The sequence below is a fragment of the Paenibacillus sp. OK076 genome (assembly GCF_900110055.1).
Taxonomy (GTDB): domain Bacteria; phylum Bacillota; class Bacilli; order Paenibacillales; family Paenibacillaceae; genus Paenibacillus.
This window is the reverse complement of the sequence record NZ_FOCH01000004.1, coordinates 105,760-123,569: the sequence shown is the minus strand read 5'-3', so window position 1 is coordinate 123,569 and position 17,810 is coordinate 105,760. Positions and strand designations below refer to the sequence as shown.

At 48.6% G+C, this 17,810-nt stretch carries 20 protein-coding genes and 1 riboswitch; of the genes, 8 read left to right on the top strand and 12 right to left on the bottom strand.

Annotation, left to right across the window (positions count from 1 at the left end):
- Window positions 1-18 precede the first annotated feature (18 nt).
- The 6 genes from BMY78_RS25380 (at window position 19) to BMY78_RS25355 (ending at window position 5,413) form a co-directional block, all read left to right on the top strand.
- Entirely contained in the window at window positions 19-774 is a 756-nt protein-coding gene (locus tag BMY78_RS25380) for an NAD-dependent epimerase/dehydratase family protein (protein WP_090904117.1), read from the top strand.
- Window positions 775-919: 145 nt separating this feature from the next.
- Window positions 920-1,032: riboswitch (TPP riboswitch) on the top strand.
- 221 nt (window positions 1,033-1,253) lie between these two features.
- Window positions 1,254-2,294: an ABC transporter substrate-binding protein gene (locus tag BMY78_RS25375; protein ID WP_090904116.1), complete on the top strand. Its 1,041-nt coding sequence runs from the start codon at window positions 1,254-1,256 to the stop codon at window positions 2,292-2,294.
- Between the two features lie 223 nt (window positions 2,295-2,517).
- Entirely contained in the window at window positions 2,518-2,808 is a 291-nt protein-coding gene (locus BMY78_RS25370) for a thiamine-binding protein (protein WP_090904115.1), read from the top strand.
- Complete coding sequence (locus tag BMY78_RS25365; protein WP_090904114.1) at window positions 2,808-3,566, top strand: ABC transporter permease; 759 nt, start codon at window positions 2,808-2,810, stop codon at window positions 3,564-3,566. Before BMY78_RS25370 ends, BMY78_RS25365 begins: the two co-directional genes overlap by 1 nt.
- A 45-nt stretch (window positions 3,567-3,611) precedes the next feature.
- On the top strand, window positions 3,612-4,511 hold the full coding sequence (locus BMY78_RS25360) for an ABC transporter ATP-binding protein (protein ID WP_090904113.1): 900 nt from the start codon (window positions 3,612-3,614) through the stop codon (window positions 4,509-4,511).
- Window positions 4,512-4,606: 95 nt separating this feature from the next.
- Window positions 4,607-5,413, top strand: coding sequence for a TatD family hydrolase (locus BMY78_RS25355; RefSeq protein ID WP_090904112.1), 807 nt, complete (start codon window positions 4,607-4,609; stop codon window positions 5,411-5,413).
- A 112-nt stretch (window positions 5,414-5,525) separates the two neighbouring features.
- Here BMY78_RS25355 and nfsA read toward each other — a convergent pair whose 3' ends face one another.
- The 8 genes from nfsA to BMY78_RS25315 form a co-directional block, all read right to left on the bottom strand.
- Window positions 5,526-6,269 (bottom strand): oxygen-insensitive NADPH nitroreductase, encoded by a 744-nt coding sequence (gene nfsA, locus BMY78_RS25350; protein WP_090904111.1) that lies wholly within the window; start codon window positions 6,267-6,269, stop codon window positions 5,526-5,528.
- Entirely contained in the window at window positions 6,253-6,861 is a 609-nt protein-coding gene (locus BMY78_RS25345) for a TetR family transcriptional regulator (protein ID WP_090904110.1), read from the bottom strand. The genes nfsA and BMY78_RS25345 overlap by 17 nt, the downstream gene beginning before the upstream one ends.
- Window positions 6,862-7,088: 227 nt before the next feature.
- Window positions 7,089-8,249 carry a YhgE/Pip domain-containing protein gene (locus BMY78_RS25340; protein ID WP_090904109.1) on the bottom strand — a complete coding sequence of 387 codons (1,161 nt, stop codon included), beginning with the start codon at window positions 8,247-8,249 and terminating at the stop codon, window positions 7,089-7,091.
- A gap of 332 nt (window positions 8,250-8,581) precedes the next feature.
- Window positions 8,582-11,110: a heavy metal translocating P-type ATPase gene (locus BMY78_RS25335; RefSeq protein ID WP_256222413.1), complete on the bottom strand. Its 2,529-nt coding sequence runs from the start codon at window positions 11,108-11,110 to the stop codon at window positions 8,582-8,584.
- Window positions 11,111-11,270: 160 nt separating this feature from the next.
- Window positions 11,271-11,471, bottom strand: a complete 201-nt coding sequence (locus BMY78_RS25330; protein WP_090904108.1) for a copper ion binding protein — start codon at window positions 11,469-11,471, stop codon at window positions 11,271-11,273.
- A gap of 48 nt (window positions 11,472-11,519) precedes the next feature.
- Window positions 11,520-11,921 carry a metal-sensitive transcriptional regulator gene (locus BMY78_RS25325; protein WP_090904107.1) on the bottom strand — a complete coding sequence of 134 codons (402 nt, stop codon included), beginning with the start codon at window positions 11,919-11,921 and terminating at the stop codon, window positions 11,520-11,522.
- Window positions 11,922-12,087: 166 nt separating this feature from the next.
- Window positions 12,088-12,570, bottom strand: a complete 483-nt coding sequence (locus BMY78_RS25320; RefSeq protein ID WP_090904106.1) for a GNAT family N-acetyltransferase — start codon at window positions 12,568-12,570, stop codon at window positions 12,088-12,090.
- Window positions 12,571-12,782: 212 nt separating this feature from the next.
- Window positions 12,783-12,965 carry a hypothetical protein gene (locus BMY78_RS25315; RefSeq protein ID WP_063566250.1) on the bottom strand — a complete coding sequence of 61 codons (183 nt, stop codon included), beginning with the start codon at window positions 12,963-12,965 and terminating at the stop codon, window positions 12,783-12,785.
- 180 nt (window positions 12,966-13,145) lie between these two features.
- Between BMY78_RS25315 and BMY78_RS25310 the strand changes: the two genes are divergently transcribed.
- Window positions 13,146-13,331, top strand: a complete 186-nt coding sequence (locus BMY78_RS25310; RefSeq protein ID WP_090904105.1) for a hypothetical protein — start codon at window positions 13,146-13,148, stop codon at window positions 13,329-13,331.
- Between the two features lie 65 nt (window positions 13,332-13,396).
- Here the strand turns inward: BMY78_RS25310 and BMY78_RS25305 are convergent, their stop codons facing one another.
- On the bottom strand, window positions 13,397-14,008 hold the full coding sequence (locus BMY78_RS25305) for a hypothetical protein (protein ID WP_090904104.1): 612 nt from the start codon (window positions 14,006-14,008) through the stop codon (window positions 13,397-13,399).
- Between the two features lie 150 nt (window positions 14,009-14,158).
- Complete coding sequence (locus BMY78_RS25300; RefSeq protein WP_090904103.1) at window positions 14,159-15,049, bottom strand: DMT family transporter; 891 nt, start codon at window positions 15,047-15,049, stop codon at window positions 14,159-14,161.
- Window positions 15,050-15,259: 210 nt separating this feature from the next.
- Between BMY78_RS25300 and BMY78_RS25295 the strand changes: the two genes are divergently transcribed.
- Window positions 15,260-16,147 (top strand): LysR family transcriptional regulator, encoded by an 888-nt coding sequence (locus BMY78_RS25295; protein WP_090904102.1) that lies wholly within the window; start codon window positions 15,260-15,262, stop codon window positions 16,145-16,147.
- 187 nt (window positions 16,148-16,334) lie between these two features.
- Here BMY78_RS25295 and BMY78_RS25290 read toward each other — a convergent pair whose 3' ends face one another.
- Together BMY78_RS25290 and BMY78_RS25285 are read right to left on the bottom strand one after the other, a co-directional pair.
- On the bottom strand, window positions 16,335-17,096 hold the full coding sequence (locus BMY78_RS25290; RefSeq protein ID WP_090904101.1) for a nucleoside phosphorylase: 762 nt from the start codon (window positions 17,094-17,096) through the stop codon (window positions 16,335-16,337).
- 1 nt (window position 17,097) lies between these two features.
- Window positions 17,098-17,769 (bottom strand): sulfite oxidase-like oxidoreductase, encoded by a 672-nt coding sequence (locus BMY78_RS25285; RefSeq protein WP_053779836.1) that lies wholly within the window; start codon window positions 17,767-17,769, stop codon window positions 17,098-17,100.
- Window positions 17,770-17,810: the final 41 nt, after the last annotated feature.

The window sequence follows — 17,810 nt, the reverse complement described above, 5'->3', positions numbered from 1 at the left end:
AAATTGGAGCTGATTTTTATGAACATTTTAATTACCGGTGCAGCCGGAAAAATTGGACGTGACGTGTCCCAACACTTGTCAGAAGCATTTCACCTGCGACTAACAGATTTGAATATCGACAGACTGCATACGTATCAAGGGACAGACCATGAGATCATGACACTGGATGTGACAGATCCCGAAGCCTGTCAGCACGCTTGCGAAGGCATGGATGTGGTTGTACATCTGGCGGGAGATCCTTCCCCGCATGCCGGATTCTATGAATCGTTGTTGGACATCAATATCAAAGGTACATTTAATGTATTCCGTGCAGCCAAGGACCAAGGTGTGCAAAGAGTCATTCTGGCAAGCAGTGCACAGACGATCGAGGGGTATCCCATTGATGCTCAGGTCTATCCAGACATGCCGACACGCCCACGGAATTTGTACGGGGTTAGCAAATGTTTTGGAGAATCGCTTGCTTCCTATTTTGCGTATACCGAAGGTTTACAAAGTGTTGCAATACGTATCGGTGCATATGATGATTTTCAACCGGATGGACCCGTGCTGGAGGCAAGGGATATGAGCGCGTATATTAGTCCGGCTGACTTGTGTAATTTGATGTTCAAAGCAATTACAGCTACAGAGCTGGAGCCCTTCACCATACTGCATGGGATATCGAATAATAGGTTTAAACGGTTGAATCTGGAAGCCACTCAGAAACAGGTAGGCTATGACCCGAAATCCGATGCTTTTGCACTCAGTCAGATTTCCTTATATGATTCGCCACGATAATTGTTGAAAATCACACATCTTAACAGGCCGTTATACATATGTATAACGGCCTGTTTGATAACTTCATACGTGTCCCCATCCAGTTCCTGACTGGACATGCATAGGCCTCTGGCCTATAATTACACATAGTAATGCCCGTAACTTCATAGTTTCCCAGGGGAGTCGGAATAGGCCGACTGAGAGTGTATCCCACCAAGATACTGACCCTTAGACCTGATCTGGATCATGCCAGCGTAGGAATCGGAGTATATCGAATTGGCCCAGCCTCTTTGCTGAGTGCCACATCTCTAACGCCTGCACGCGTCCCGGATTAACGGGGCGCTTTTTTAATGTTCTTTTATATAGCCAGAGAGCTAAAAAAAATGACGTCATCCGGATCATAGCTGGTATAAATCTGTCGATTTATGCAAGATGCTTGGATATGAAGCCAAGGAGTACCCCGTGCCACTGGCCGGACAACATGAAGGAGAGAAATGAAGATGAGATGGCGTAAAATGATGGGCCTAATGCTCTTATGCGTACTACTAGTGGCTGTGGCCGCATGTGGCGGCAAAGAAGCTGCACCTTCAGGAGAAACTGGCAGCAGCAATACCGAAAACAGCAATGAAGGTGACAACGCAGCCCTCAAGGACATTAAAGTAGTGCTGGACTGGACACCAAATACGAATCATACCGGCCTGTATGCGGCCGTAGATCAAGGTTTTTACAAGGCCGAAGGCTTGAACGTAGAGATTGTACAACCAGGTGCCGGTGGCGCAGATACGATGGTTGCATCAAATGAAGTGCCTTTTGGCGTAAGTTATCAGGAGAGCGTGACTCAGGCCCGCACACAAGGCGTACCACTCGTGTCCATCGCTGCGGTTATTCAGCATAACACGTCCGGATTTGCCGCTCCGGTGGATCGAAACATCAAGTCTCCCAAAGATTTTGAAGGCAAAACCTATGGCGGCTGGGGTTCCCCAGTCGAAGAAGCCGTGATGCAATCCATTATGGAAGGTGAAGGCGCCGATGTATCCAAAGTGAAAAACATTAACATGGGTGACGCCGACTTTTTCACCGCTGTGAAACGTGATATCGACTTTGCCTGGATTTTCTACGCGTGGACGGGTATTGAAGCCGAACTGCGCGGCGAACCGATCGACATGTTATATGTGAAGGATTATTCCGAGGCACTGGACTACTACACTCCTGTACTCGTTACCAATGAAAAGACGATTCAGAACGATCCCGAGCTGGTCAAAGCATTCCTGAAAGCCACTTCCGAAGGATATCAATATGCGATTGATCATCCCGAAGACGCTGCGAACATTCTGATCAAGGCCGTACCGGATCTGGATAAGGACCTCGTACTCGCAAGCCAGAAGTGGCTGAGTCCGAAATATCAGGATGACGCACCGCGCTGGGGTGAGCAGAAGCAGGAAGTATGGCAGAACTATACAGATTGGATGTTTAGCAAAAAACTGCTCGATGAGCAGGTAGATGTATCCAAAGCGTATACAAACGAGTTCTTACCCCAATAAAAATTTTTTAAGTTTAACTTTTTTTTACACCAGAACGAAGAGTGCAGAACCCATCTGAAGAAACGAAGTGGTCGCCTTTATCCCCGGATTTTCCCCTTGCGGAAAATGAAATCAAAAAAATTCGGGGATAACAGCGATCGGAAGAGGGTACTGCAATCGGAGTGGTCAAGTGTAAAGCTGGTTTAACTCATGCAATTTAACTCGAAAGGAAAAGTGATCTTTCATGGCAAGCACACTACTTAGCATTCAAGTCATTCCTAAAACGCCAAATGGCGAAAATTCCTATCCTTATGTTGATCGTGCCATTGAAGTGATTCAGCAGTCCGGCTTGAAATATCAGGTTAATGCACTGGATACCACGATGGAGGGTGAACTGGAGGAACTGCTGGAGGTTGTCCGCAAAATGCACGAAGTTCTCGTGGAAGCCGGCAGTCCAAGCATCATCTCACAGATCAAGATCGCCCATAGCCCAAGCGGCTTCAGCATGGACACCCTGACGGAGAAATATCGCTAATGCATGCCTATTGGAAAAGCGTATGGCCGCCCTTTGTGGCGGTTATTCTCTTTATAGCGATATGGCAGGGAGCTGTCTCCCTGTTCCATATTGAGAAATGGATGCTGCCTGCGCCTTCGGACATCGCCCATGAAGCAGCGTCCCAAGCAGATCGACTTGGCATGCATGCATGGGCAACAATCCAGCTGACATTGATTGGGTTCGCAGCAGGTACGCTCGTGGGATTACTGATTGCGATGGTGCTGCATTTGATTCCATTTTTGAAATCTGCACTCTATCCATTACTTATCCTTAGTCAAAATATTCCGACCATCGCGCTCGCGCCGCTCCTGTTAATCTGGTTCGGATTTGGGCTGCTGCCCAAATTGATTACTATCATCCTGGTCTGCTTCTTCCCGGTGGCTGTAGCTGCTATGGACGGGTTGACCCGCACCGATGCAGCGATGATGAACTATATGCGCATGGCTGGTGCAAAACGCGGCCAAATCTTCTGGAAGCTCGAACTTCCACATGCATTGCCCTCGGTATTCTCGGGGATTAAAATCGCCGCTACGTACAGCGTCATGGGTGCGATTATCGCCGAATGGATCGGTGCAGATAAGGGGATCGGTTATTATATGATGCTGCAAAAATCAGCCTATCGGACGGATCGTCTTTTCGTGGCAATCATGATTATTGTAGCACTGAGCCTGCTGCTCTTCCTGCTCATTGCGCTACTGGAGAAGCTGCTCGTACGCTGGCGACCACAAAAGCGATAACTTTGAAATATATGCACCCTATAAAGGTTAGGAAGTGATGACAAGATGACACCCGAACACAACGAGCGGGTAGCTGCTGAGCCGGATGAAGGTGCAACCCTTCCAACGAGCAGCGGAGGTCCCGAGCAAGAAAACGTGGCCTTACCTGCACATCAATCATCACCAGCGCTCGAAGTTCTGAACGTGCATGCTTCGTTCCGCGAGCGACGCAGCACATTGCCTGTTCTGGATGGCCTGTCCCTGACCGTGGAACAAGGAGAATTCGTAGCCATCGTCGGCCCTTCCGGCTGCGGCAAAAGCACCCTGTTTCACATCATCGGCGGCCTGCTGAAACCACAGGAGGGACAAATCCTGATGAATGGTCAGAATGTTACCGGGCAACGCGGCAAGATTAGCTATATGCCGCAGCAGCCTGCCCTCTTCCCATGGCGTACCATTGAGGACAATGTGCTGCTTGCAGGTGAAGTGTCTGCGGATGCACCCCCCCGGGCTGAGGCGCTTGCAGATGCCCGAAAGTGGCTGGGCAGTGTCGGACTGGCCGGGTTCGAACAAGCCTATCCGCATATGTTATCGGGCGGTATGCAGCAGCGGGTTGCCTTTCTGCGCGCCCTACTCAGTCCGCAGGAGCTGATGCTGCTGGACGAGCCTTTCAGTGCGCTGGATGCACTGACCCGCAGCGATATGCAGCGCTGGCTGCTCGATATCTGGGAACAAAACCGCCGCTCGGTGCTGTTCATTACGCATAATATCGAGGAAGCACTGCTGCTCGCTGACCGTATCTACGTCCTGTCGAATCGGCCTGCGACTGTACTTCACGAGGTCGATGTTCCCTTTGATCGTCCACGTCGGGAAGCGATTACGGAGGAGTCTGCTTTTCTTGAACGGAAACGGCAGATTTCCCAGTGGATGAGAGAAGAACAGCAGAAAACCCGCCTATCTAAATAGTGCGGGTTTTTAAGTTATTATTTTCCTAAAATGGGTGATCTAAGATTAACTACTCTGCGTATCATTGGTAAAAGATAAAAAGGAGGGGTCCAGCCATGCAATCAACCGCTTTTGCACCCTTGATCGATGCCCATCTTCACCTGGACAAATATACACCTGAAGAACAACGTGAGATGCTGCATTCCTTCCCGTCCCAACAGGTTGAGGCCGTCATCGCCGTTTCCATGAATCTGGCATCTGCCCAGACCAACCTGGAACTCGCTTCACAATACCCCCGTACCGTATATCCGGCCTTTGGCTTCCATCCGGAGCAGCCCCTGCCGTCCCTGGCAGAGCAGGATCTGTTCTTCGACTGGATCGAAAAGCATATGGAACAAGCCACAGCGATTGGGGAAGTTGGATTGCCTTATTACAACCGACAGGAAGCCGAACAATTAGGACAATGCTTTGATCAGCGCGGCTATATCGATCTGTTGGAGCGATTTATCCAGCTAGCCAAGCGACACGGTAAACCGATTATACTGCACGCTGTATACGAGGATGCCGATATCGCCTGTGATCTGCTGGAGCAATATCATCATCGCCGGGCTCATTTTCACTGGTTCAAGGGTTCCAAGCGGACCGTCCAGCGAATGGCTGACAACGGATATTTCGTCTCATTCACACCTGATATCATATACGAAGAGGAAATTCGCGAATTAGCTCGCCAGTATCCTTCCGAGCAGGTTATGGCAGAGACCGATGGGCCTTGGCCCTTCGAGGGACCTTTCCAGGGAAGAATGACGCACCCTGCCATGACGAGACAGGTCATTCAAGCTTGGAGTGAAGTGACCGGTATGGGAACGGAGCGGGCTGCGCGTCTCTTTTATCAGAATACGAAACGCTTCTACGGTCTCCCTTAGAGACGAGTTGGCGTCCAGTCTTGTGCTGATTCCTCAACTAAATGGGTACAGTATAGTATACAAAAAAGAAGTCAGTTGGCATCCGCCGAACTGACTTCTTTTGTATTTACGCTTAACGTTTCAAGAATCCTTTGCCTTCGAGGAATGGCTTCATCTGTAGACGTACCGGCTCTGTGAGACGTTTCGCCATCATTTCGGACCACGGCGTAGAGCGTTCCCCTTGGGTGCGCTCCTTCATGTATGCAGCAGTCGTTTCGTCATAGCTCTCGACGCCTTTGAGGGTCTGCTCGGCGTTATAGCGGCCATGGTGTAAGACCGCATCCAGCGGTAGACGCGGACGAATACCCGTCTCCTGATCAGCAACACCAATACACATTCCATATACTGGATATACTCCCTCAGGCAAGCCCAATACTTCGCTAACTTCCTCAATGCGATTGCGCAGCCCACCAATATATACAATTCCGAAACCCAGTGACTCTGCTGCAAGTGCAGCATTTTGCGATGCGAGTGCTACATCGATTGTCGCCACCATAAAGTTTTCAGTGGAGTCCTCATAGGATTCCTTTTCAGGCAAATGACGCTTGGCAGCATCACTTAACCGATATAGATCAGCACACCATACGAGAAACACAGGGCATTCGTTCACGTAAGACTGATTGCCTGCCAATTCAGCCAATTTGGCCTTCTGCTCCTGTTCGGTAACAGCAATTACAGTATAGGCCTGTACACTACTTGAAGAGGAAGCCATCTGCCCGGCCGCCACGATGGCTGCCAGCTGTTCCTCACTTACCGGGTCTGACTTGAATTTCCGCACAGAGCGGTGCTTCATCATCAATTCAATGGTTTCGTTCATCGCTATTCACTCCCAATCCTCGTAGTACGAATTCAATGGTCTGCTCGGCCAGCTCATCTGTGTTCATGTCCTGATAGTCAAAGCTAAATCGTGAATTCTTGGCCCGTTTGTGTGCCAAAGCCACACCCATGACCTGAAGCATCGCATAAGATACGGACTCAATCTGAAACACGCCCTGCTCCTTGCCTTCTTGCAGCAGTTCTCTCACTCTGGTCCAGACGGGGTCCAGAAAACGAAACACGGTAGCTGTACGATGGGTACGCAGCGTAATTTCAAGCTGCACAATATCGCTCATCTCCCGGTCCGTCATCGTGAACTTTACGACTTCACCTATGATTCGTCGGATACCCTCCACGGGGGAGGACATGGACTCTTCAGCCAACTCGTTCATCATATGATCAGGAAAAAAGTGTTCAAATAAGGCTTCAAACACCTTTTCTTTTCCGCCAAAATGATACGAGACCAGCGATACATTTGCACCCGCCTCATCACAGATTTGACGAACACTTGTCCCGTCATACCCCTGCTGTGCAAAAAGCTTCTTGGCTGCAAGCAAAATCCTCGTTTTTATATCCAATTCCGGTTCCGTCATTCCGTCCGCTCCTCTTGTCCGTTCTATTCATTTGCTCCAGCTCACCAGGCTGCAGCGAGACTACTCTATCGTTTCATTATGAAAGTTTGTGCATCAAAGCGCAAGGTGTGTGGCCTGCAATCCTGCAAGGCTAGCCACCTTAAGCTACTATTAAACCAAGCACCCCGGTGAATATCACCGGGGTGCTTGATCATATCCTATGAAGACCAACCATTACGTCTGGAATATTAGCTGTTCATTTGAGCCGGGCTTGGTGCCCCAACTGGCATGCGTTGTTTTTTCAACAACGTCACCACCAGGGAAAGGGCTACAGCAACCAGCAATACAATGGTAATCGAGCCAGCAGCGGCTTGAACTCCAGGACCGCCCAGTTGAGCGCTCAGAACACCTTGAACGGCATATGTGGCTGGCAGATACTGGCCAATACCACTGTAGAAACTGTTCAGCAATTCACGTGGCACCATTGCACCGGAGGATACCAGTTGCAGGGACAGGGAAATGATGTTGAACAAGCTTCCCGCTGGTCCAAAGCAGATCAGGAAGAACTGGGAGAAGAACATGAACGTGCAGAGGAACAACGCCTGGAACAACCAGAATGCGATAAATCCTTGCTCGATCTGTCCGCCCAGGGACACTATCAGTGATGATCCCAGCAGGGAAACGACAAGAGCAGACCCCAGATTGATAACCACTCTGGCACCGAACAATGTCCAGCGGGAGTGAGTAGCGGACAGCATACCCATCGCTGTCTGCAGGTTCATCCCCATAATCATGGCTCCCACATAAGAAGCGAGTACCATCATCATCGGAACCATTTGGTTGTTCATGCCGTTAACCGGATTAATGGAAGTGGTTGTACCTTCCACTCGTGTAGTCAGGTTGGCAGCAGCTTCAGCTGCCTGAGCTGCAGGCGCTCCGGAAGCGGTCAACACAGCTTGCACACCTTGTGCGGTTGCTTGCTTGTTAATCGTGTTCGTCACACTTTGCGATACACCTTGCATCATGCTTTTGATCGTCACCGGGTTCGCCTCGTTAATGGTGTATTTGATTTCGGCAGTGGAACCGGCTGTCTGAATCATCTCGTTAAACCCTGCAGGAATATTGAGCACCATATGAATCTTGCGATGATTTAACTGGTCAAGTGCTTCAGCAGCACTGAGATTCGTTACGGTATGAAAAGGAAGTGTCTCAGCCATACGATCTGCGATCCCCTTGGACTGCTCTCCATCCTCATTGACAACGGCAACCGTCAATTCATTCATCCGGTCATTCACTCCGGAATATGCTGTCATCCAGATCACGCTGAAGATCACTTGGAACATAAGTGCCGTCACGATCCCCACAATTACTGGCGGTTTTTTCAACAATATACGTAAAGCCTGCAACATAAATGATGTCCTCCATTACTCATTAGTTCGAATTTGATGTAAACGATTGTTTAAATCAAACGATCGTTTTAAATTTTAAGTCTATATGTCTATATTGTCAAACTATTTCTGAAAGGTTCAGAAAGATAAAGATGTGTTTCGCAAACAATGAATTCCATTTCATAAGAGGACATCACTTCACATCCTCACCTCTTTTAACAAGGAAAGGACAGCTCCTTTAACATATCTCAAACATCGTTCCCCAACAAAAAAAGGCGCGGATCGCCGTAGCGGACCGCACCTTGCTTACTTTTGAGCATAATAAAAAGTTGAATCACGTCCCTCAATGGACATCAGTCATTGCTTTTCAGTTTCATTCGTTGCAGACGCAGCGAATTCAGTACAACCGACACGGAGCTGAACGCCATGGCCGCACCTGCCAACCAAGGAGCCAGGAAGCCCACTGCTGCAATTGGAATACCAATCACGTTATAACCAAGTGCCCAGAACAGGTTCTGCTTGATATTGCCCATCGTGCGCCGGCTCATCTCGATCGCATCTGCAATACTGTTCAGGTCCCCGCGCATTAGCGTAATATCCGCTGCTTCCATCGCTACATCGGTTCCGGTTCCAATCGCCATACCAATATCGGCTGTAGCAAGGGCCGGAGCATCGTTGATTCCATCTCCAACCATCGCTACCTTGAGGCCACTTTCCTGAAGTTTTTTCACTTCTGCCGCTTTACCCTCTGGCAGCACCTCAGCCAGAACTTTATTAATTCCGGCTTGCTCCGCTACAGCGCGTGCTGTCCGCTCATTGTCTCCCGTAATCATGATGACATCGATTCCCATAGCATGAAGCCGCTGAATGGCTTCCCGTGAAGTATCCTTGATAGTGTCAGCCACGGCAACAACCCCAGCCCATTGACCGTCTACCGCGACCAGCATCGCTGTACGCCCTTGTTCTTCAAGGTTGTTCATCTGCTGCATGGTTTCCTCGGAGACATTCACCTTCGCATCCGTAAGCAGTCTACGTGTCCCGACCAGGACCTCTTGTCCCTGAACCCGAGCTCGCACACCATATCCCGGTATGTTCTCGAATTGCTCGGATTGGGTTAACTCCAGACCTTTAGCTCGGATTCCTTCTACAATCGCCTCAGCCAAAGGATGCTCCGAACTCTGCTCAGCTGCCCCCACTCGCTGCAACAGCTCTGCTTCCGACCACTCTGGAGCGGTCACCACATCTGTAAGCACGGGCTTGCCTTGGGTAACTGTACCTGTTTTGTCCAATACAACGGTCTGGATCTGCTGTGCCGATTCCAGATGTTCGCCGCCTTTGAACAATACACCGTATTCCGCCGCACGTCCCGATCCAGCCATAATAGACGTTGGCGTTGCAAGGCCCAGCGCGCAAGGACAGGCAATGACCAGAACAGCAATCGCCTTCTCCAGCGAACCGGCAAAGTCACCGGGACTTGCGAACAAATACCAGATCAGGAACGTCACTGCCGCGATGCCTACAACAATCGGAACAAAGATGCCTGAAATCACATCGGCAATCCGCTGAATAGGGGCTTTGGAACCCTGCGCTTGCTCAACTACTTTAATAATCTGAGATAATGCCGTGTCCGAGCCAACGCGGGTGGCACGCAGTCGTAATACTCCATTTTTGTTCAGCGTAGCGCCTGTAACGGTGTCCCCCGGTTTTTTATCCACGGGCAGGCTCTCTCCGCTTAACATGGATTCGTCAACAGAAGACTGCCCCTCCTCCACGATGCCATCCACAGGAATGCTGTCTCCGGGTTTGACCAGAACGAGATCACCTACCACAACATATGCCGACGGTACAATAACCTCCTGTCCATCACGAATCACTCTGGCTTCACGTGGAGCCAGTTCAATGAGGCTCTTGATCGCCTGAGAAGAGCGCCCTTTGGCTACGGCTTCGAACCATTTTCCCAATAGGATCAACGTAATCAGGATTGCACTCGTCTCATAATATAGTTCCACAGTTGGCATGGCTGCTGCAGCCATGCCCGCCCCGCCATGATCCATCATGGTCGAAGCTGCATTGCCGCTGATCAGGGTCAGATACAGACTGTAGAAGAACGCTGCACTTGTACCCAAAGCAACCAGTACATCCATATTGGCACTGCCATTGCGCAGCGCTTTATAGGCTCCTACATAGAATTGCCATCCGATCACAAACTGTACTGGCGCTGCCAACACCAGTTGGAACCATGGGTTCATGAACAGGTCCGGTACCCAGATCCACGAAGTGAATGAGAAGTGACCCACCATGGCCCAAAGCAGCGGCAAAGATAACAGGGCGGAGATCATCCATTTCCACTTTTTGCGCTGTAATTCACGCTCTCGCACTGATTGGGTATCTTCCTGTGTCTGCTGCAATTCCGCGCCATAACCAAGCTGCTTGATCTTCGCCGTAATATCGGATGCTTTCAACGCTCCCGCTGCGAACTCCACATGTCCCGTCTCAAGCGCCAGATTCACGTTAGCTCGGGATACACCCGGTAACCGGGAAAGACCCTTTTCGATTCGAGCAGAACAAGCAGCACAGGTCATGCCTGTAATGTCCAGATCCACGGATTCCGTTACTGTACCGTAGCCAAGCGCCTCCACCTTATCCCGCAAAGCATTGATGTTCGTTGTCTTCGGATCATAGGATACCGTTGCTTGTTCAATGGCGAGGTTCACATTCGCCTGATTGACCCCTTCCATTCGGGACAATCCCTTCTCAATCCGGGTAGAGCAGGCAGCACAGGTCATGCCTGTAATTTGCAGAGTTGTCTGTAATCCAGCTGCTTCTGGCGATGGTGCGGATTCTGATGCTGTTGCGTTTGCCGTTGTTGATGACTTATCCATGTTGTTAGCTCCTTTCTCTATGAAATATTCTATTCATTCAATACCCCCAAGGGGTATATAAAAGACGAAAAATCAGGCTTAAACAATGAACTTATTTATCGGAAAAGAGCTGTTGAATTCCTTTCCATGCAAAGGCAAGTTCAGTTTAAGCCTGCGATGATTAGACTACGTCATACCCTTGATCTTCAATGGCTGCCTTGATCTGATCCACATTGACTTTTTGCTCGTCATATTCAACTGCGACAGTTCCTGCTGCCAGATCAACCTGACCACTCGCTCCCGCATTCTTCACGGCTTCTTCAACCGATTTCACACAGTGATTGCAAGACATTCCTGTAACGTTCAACGTAATATTAGACATGGATAGTTCCTCCTTAGATATATAAATGATGAATTCATTCAAAAATAATTACTTCATTAACTTCCTTACCGTTACCAATAATTCATCCACAACTTCATGCTCTCCGGCCTGAATACGCTCAACGATACAGCTCTTCATATGACCTTCCAGCAACAGCTTGCCTACTGAATTAAGAGCAGACTGAGCCGCCGCGATCTGCGTCAGCACATCATCACAATAGGTGTCCTTTTCGATCAAGCCCTTGATCCCGCGGATCTGTCCTTCAACACGGTTCAATCGCGAAATCAGGTTGCCCTTCATCTCTTGGGAGTGATGGCTCTTGCGCACATGCTTTCCATCACTGCCTGCCGTATGACATGAATCAGCTTGCTGATCATCGGACTGTGACACTTCGTTCACCTCTGTTACGGATGACTCCAAAGGTTCCTTGGGATGGCTCTGATGTTCCATCGCGAACACCCCTTTTCTTTCGTTCTGTTATAAGAGTAACATACCCCATGGGGGTATGCAAGACCATTTCTTTATTTTTATTTTGCTGCAAATCAAATGGATGTATTCCATGCTTCCTACGTCTACACTAACTTCCAGACATCTGAATCGTCTTCGAACAGGTGCATTATAGTATGTATTCCATTCTGCTGCTGCGTACAGACAGACCCAACTGCTCATAGAAAGCCTGTGCACCGGTATTAAATGTAGACACGGTCAGTTCAACACTGTCAACCTGAATTTCTTTACCAAGTTCAATTAACACCTGCATTAACAGTTTACCTGTCCCATGTCCACGATGTTTGCTGCCAACGATGATTTCATTGATGTATAACATCCTTCGATCGTTTAACAAAGTCACATTCTGAATAACATTTAACTGTGCGCTCGCATATCCAACAATCTCACCCTGTTCCAGCAATTCCGCAACATAGAGATGACGATGATCCGTTTCTAGTAGTTGTTCATATTCCTTATGACTCATTCTCGGCTGCAGCTCTCTGTATACGTCTGGCCTGGCCTCTACATGCAGGCGATGAAGCTCGTCCATTAATGCAGATACTCCCTTATAATCTCCGATGACAGCCCGTCTAATGTTAATCTCACTCATCTTCACATTCTCCCCTCACAAAACGTTTCCATGATTATACAACAAAAAAACATCTGTCGATGTGCTTCATGAACCCCGACTGCGTGTTGCGGACAATTACCTTAAATATCAGAACGATGACCCTCATCCAGAGCTAATCCTTTTCTTATTTTATAAAAAAAAGCAGATACCTTAACGGTACCCGCTTCTTCTCAACCTATATCTGGTACCTCTTATTCTTTGGATGATTTACCTTCATCAAATGCTACAGGTGAAGGTTTCGCAGACCACTCGTCTGCTTGCGGCTCAATATCCACACCGCTCAAAATTTTCTTTTTCTCCATCAAGGAATCCCCGTCTTCATCCAGTTTGTTGCGAATTGCCGCCTCATCCTGAGGTTGATTGTTCTGTGTCATGCTGGAGTCCTCCTTTTCGATATCATGGTGATGTTCCTATATATAACTTACCCATTTATTGCATTGTCATTCTGACGAGGAATTATATCCTCTGATTTATGTATTCCACTTTGATGAAAAATGAAATTTAGCATGTAATGCTACAATATTAATATCATTTTTAGAGGAGTTTTATATTTCATGGCTACAGATAAAAGAGTCTTTACACTTAGGCTGCGAGAAAAGAATTTCGAGAAAATTAAAGTGATTGCTGACAAAAACAAACGATCCATCGCGATGCAAATTGAGTATCTGATTGAACAGCATATTGAAGCCTATGAGAAGGAGAAAGGCATTATTTCCCGTGATAAACATAATGACGTATAGATCGTGCGCCCTTAGTACATGCGCATCATCCATACGTCATTTTTCATGATAAATCCTGATTCCTGTTAATCGAAGTCCACCTGTTTATCCAAAAAGACTTCCTCCACTTTGTATTCCAACTCTGGTATTGAAGGAATTAAGGAGAATCGCACGTTTTCCAGAGAAGAAGGAAGGGCAGGAATTACTCGGAAAGTGAGTTGTGTCTCGCCACCGCCTCCACGACTGCCGTGTCTCATGGTTGTATGTATCTGTGCACCGATTATCTCCAGAGCTAAATGTGGTACCATTTGTATACGCTCAGCATTATTCCCCTTATATTGAATCTCCACATAGACGAGACTTTCTCCTTCATATTGCATCGAATGCGTGATCATATACTCACACGAATCTTTGATTGTTTTCTTCATGATCGGCACCACACTCTTCAATTGGAGGGGTTCACGTGGAAAGTAGTGCCTTTGCGGCATCGGCTGCACGCTACGGAGTACATAACGGATATCTTCCTCCTTCATATCCAGTAATTTCACCCATTTATCGATGACATCTTTAGGGGGCTGGTATTGGGTAGTTCCGGTTATGTTCTTTCTGGCTGTAACCATCTTCAAGAGTTGCTCATCAATCTGCTGTACCTCATCGCTGTATTCATTCGGGATTTCACGTAATTCACTCCAGCCCATATTCAATCACCCTCTTAATTTAATGACATACCACGCAAATACAATTCGCTGTTGCACCTGCATCCCCTCTTCTTTTCTCGGTTTAACCAAAAAAAGGCGAACCTTCCCTTTCAGCTACAACAGCCAATTTGAGAAAGTTCACCGCATACTTTATATTTTCGCTACCTTACTGCCTTTCACTTTAACATTCACAAGCAGAATGCTTGCAATAATCATGACCAGACCTGCGATCAAATTGACCGTCACCGACTCTCCGAGGAACAGCACACTGCATAGAAGGGCAATCAACGGAATCAGGAACGTAAACGATCCTACTTTGCTGGCTTCACCGGAGCTGACCAGTTTGAAGAACGCGAGCCAGCCCAACGCAATGACAAACACCGAAATAAACAGCGTATCCAGTATAAAAGGAAGCACCCACTGCACATCAGCCCAGCTCTCTGTGACCGTTCCTGTCAACGTCAGAACAACTCCGCCGATCAGAATCGGAATGGCTGTCATCCAGATGCCATCGACCTTCATTGAATTTCTCTTCATATATACGGTCCCGATCGCCCAGCTAATTGCGCTTAACAGCCCAAGCATAACCCCTTCAGGGGATACTTTGCCTGTCATGCCGCCAATACTGATCGTAGCCACCCCTGCAAAACCGAGCACCAATCCGGCAATCTTCAGTCCATACATGGACTCACCCAGCCACAACCATGCCCCGATTCCGAGCAGCACAGGCTGTAGGAACACGATGGATGAAAATAAGCCTGCCGGTACTTCCGTCAGCCCCACGGTCTGAAAACCGTAGAAAAAGATGATGTTAAGCACCGCAGATATGGCATAAATATGCCAGGTTTGCTTCAGCCGCAGCGTTTTGTAGCGGGGAAAAGCATACGACCCCAGCACCAGACCCCCAATTAACAGGCGCATGCCTGCGAATATAAGCGGCGGTGTAAAATTTAATGCGTATTTGGTCAGGGGCCAGTTTACTCCCCACATGAGTACCAGAAAAGCCAGGACCCAGCCTGCTTTTGCACGTGATAAAGCCATATGTTTATTCTCCTATCCGGCACACATCTACAGGCGCAGTTTAATCAATCGTGTACATTATCCTGCGCTCTTTCTATGCCTGCAAACCATTTGGAATCCGATCCAGACCCGTTTTACATCCGTTCTTTGATCGTTCCGTGTCTTCATGATACAATAATGATCGAAATAATTGAAATGCATGTTAATCATAAGGAGCATACCATATTTGTTATGAACAACTCACAGTTGCAGTTATTTGTGAAAATTGCAGAGACGGGAAGTTTCACCCGTGCAGGCCAGGAACTGAATATGACACAGCCCGCAGTCAGTCGGGCCATCTCTTCGCTGGAGAATGAACTGGATGTCACTCTAATCATACGAGATCGCAGGAACGGCATCGTGCTTACGGATGTGGGACAGCGAATTTTGGTCATTTTCCGCCGGATTTTACAGCAATTTGATAAGGTACAGCAGGTCGTTGCCGCCGAAAAAGGGTTGGAGATTGGTACGATTCGTATTGGCTCTTTCCCCATGTCATCTGCCCATCTGCTTCCGAAAATTATCCGCTCGATTCGGGATCGCTATCCTCAGATTCAGTTTGAACTGCACGAGGGGAACATCCTTGAAATTCAGGAGTGGTTAAGCTCACGCGCCATTGATGTGGCTCTCATTATTGCAACCGACAAAGAGCCAGCAGAAGTGGCTTATGAGACGCTTCCACTCTATAGCGAAGAGATGCTCGCGGTGTTTCGGGACGATGAACCTTTTGCTGATCAGGAGATACTTCCCGTACAAATGCTGGACAAACACCCCATGATTATTTGCAAAGGCGGCTACGAGGTACCGATTGTTGATCTGTTCAATCGAGCAGATGCAGAATTACATTTCGGATTTGTGGTTTATAACGTAAACACTTGCCTCAGCATGATTGAACAGGGACTCGGAACCGCCATGCTGCCTGCAATCTCACTATCCTGGCTGCCTCCGGGTGTCAAAGCACTCCCCACAGAGCCGAAAGCCTACCGCAATATCGAGATTGCCGTTCCTTCACTTGTTGATGCTTCTCCCGCATCCCGGTTATTTATTGAGACGGCGCAGCAGTTGTTTGGACAACGCTAACGAATCGATTGCACCTTCCAATCTAGCGCCAGTCACTTTCTATTTCAAATTCAAAAGGGCGCCCCCTAGGTCATGTTCATGACCTTATGGGACGCCCTTTTATATTGTCCACCTCAGATGGACATCATTTGCGTATTTTGCAATTTTACCAGTAGTAGTACTACAAAATACCCTGATGATCTCAGCTTTACGCCTGATCCTGGCGAGCGAGTGCAGCCAGTGCACGCAGAGCGGCTTCGATCTCACGCTCTACTGCATCAGCTACCGCATTGGTATGCGGATCATACTCTGCCGCCAAGTCGCTATCTGCGAATCCATCGATAGCCACAATAGCTCCGGCACGAGCACCGCGCAGTGTGCTTACGATGTAGAGCGCAGCAATTTCCATCTCAGCGGCAAGAGCACCCGCCTGCTTGTACTTGCGGTGAGGAATCTCTTCAACCCCGGTGAAGAAAGCATCCAGCGTAACGGTAATGCCTACGCCAACTTTACCCGCATCAGAAGCTTCTTTCACTCCACTTGCATGCTCACGAGTTGCCTCGATTAACGCTTGCGTAACGCCAAGGTCCGCGACCGCAGGGAAACCATCCGGTACGAGCTGACGCGTAAGCCCGTCCGTACGTACAGCAGCTGTACTGACGATTACACTTCCCGCAGGATAATCCGCGGTATACGAGCCCGCTGTACCTACACGAATCAGGGTCGTTACCCCTGCCCGGATCAGTTCTTCGAAGCAGACGGCTGCTCCGGGTGATCCTACGCCATGGCTGACCACGGCCATTTGTACACCTTCGTACAATCCTACAAACGTGCGATACTCCCGGCTGAACGCCAGTTCTCTTGCCTGCTCCAGCTTACGGGAGATCTTTTCTGCACGTGCCGGATCACCACAGACAATGGCATATGCAGGCATATCCTCGGAATGAATTTGCAAAATAGGCATCAACATCTTAATCAAACTCCTTTTTCGTCCATTCGTCTTCCGGAATCGGAATATCTTCACCCGAGAAGCGCTGCTCCTTGAACGGATCGGCAAAATGATGGAAACCATTGACTTCCCAGAAGCCATTGCGATCTTCTTTCATGAATTCCAGACCGCGTATCCACTTCGCACTCTTCCAGAAGTAGAGTTGTGGAACAACCAAGCGCAGCGGATAACCGTGCTTCGGTGTGAGCGGCTCACCGTTAAATTTAAAAGCAAGCAATACATCATCATGCATCAGTTCTTCGAGCGGAACATTGGTCTCATAATCATGGTCTGCGTGGATCATGACGTATTTTGCCTCCGGTTTGACGCCAAGAAGCTTGATAAAATCCGAGAACCGGATGCCTTCCCACGGCGTGTCGAACTTGGACCAGCGGGTAACACAGTGAATATCGCTCACTGTGTTCACTTGAGGCATCGCCTGAAGCTCGGCGAAGGAGAATACTTTCTCCTCTTCAACTTCACCGAATACCTTCAAATCCCAGGTGGAAAGGTCGTATTCCGGCACTTCACCTTCGTGCAGAATCGGGAATTTCTCGGTCAGTACCTGCCCCGGCGGCAGCCGGTCTCCGTGCTCGGCACCCGCTTTGGGTGCCGGGCTTTTCGTTTTTTTCAGACGTTCAGCCTTATTATGCAAGTGTGATTCCTCCTTCTTTATATGCTTCCAGCATAACACTC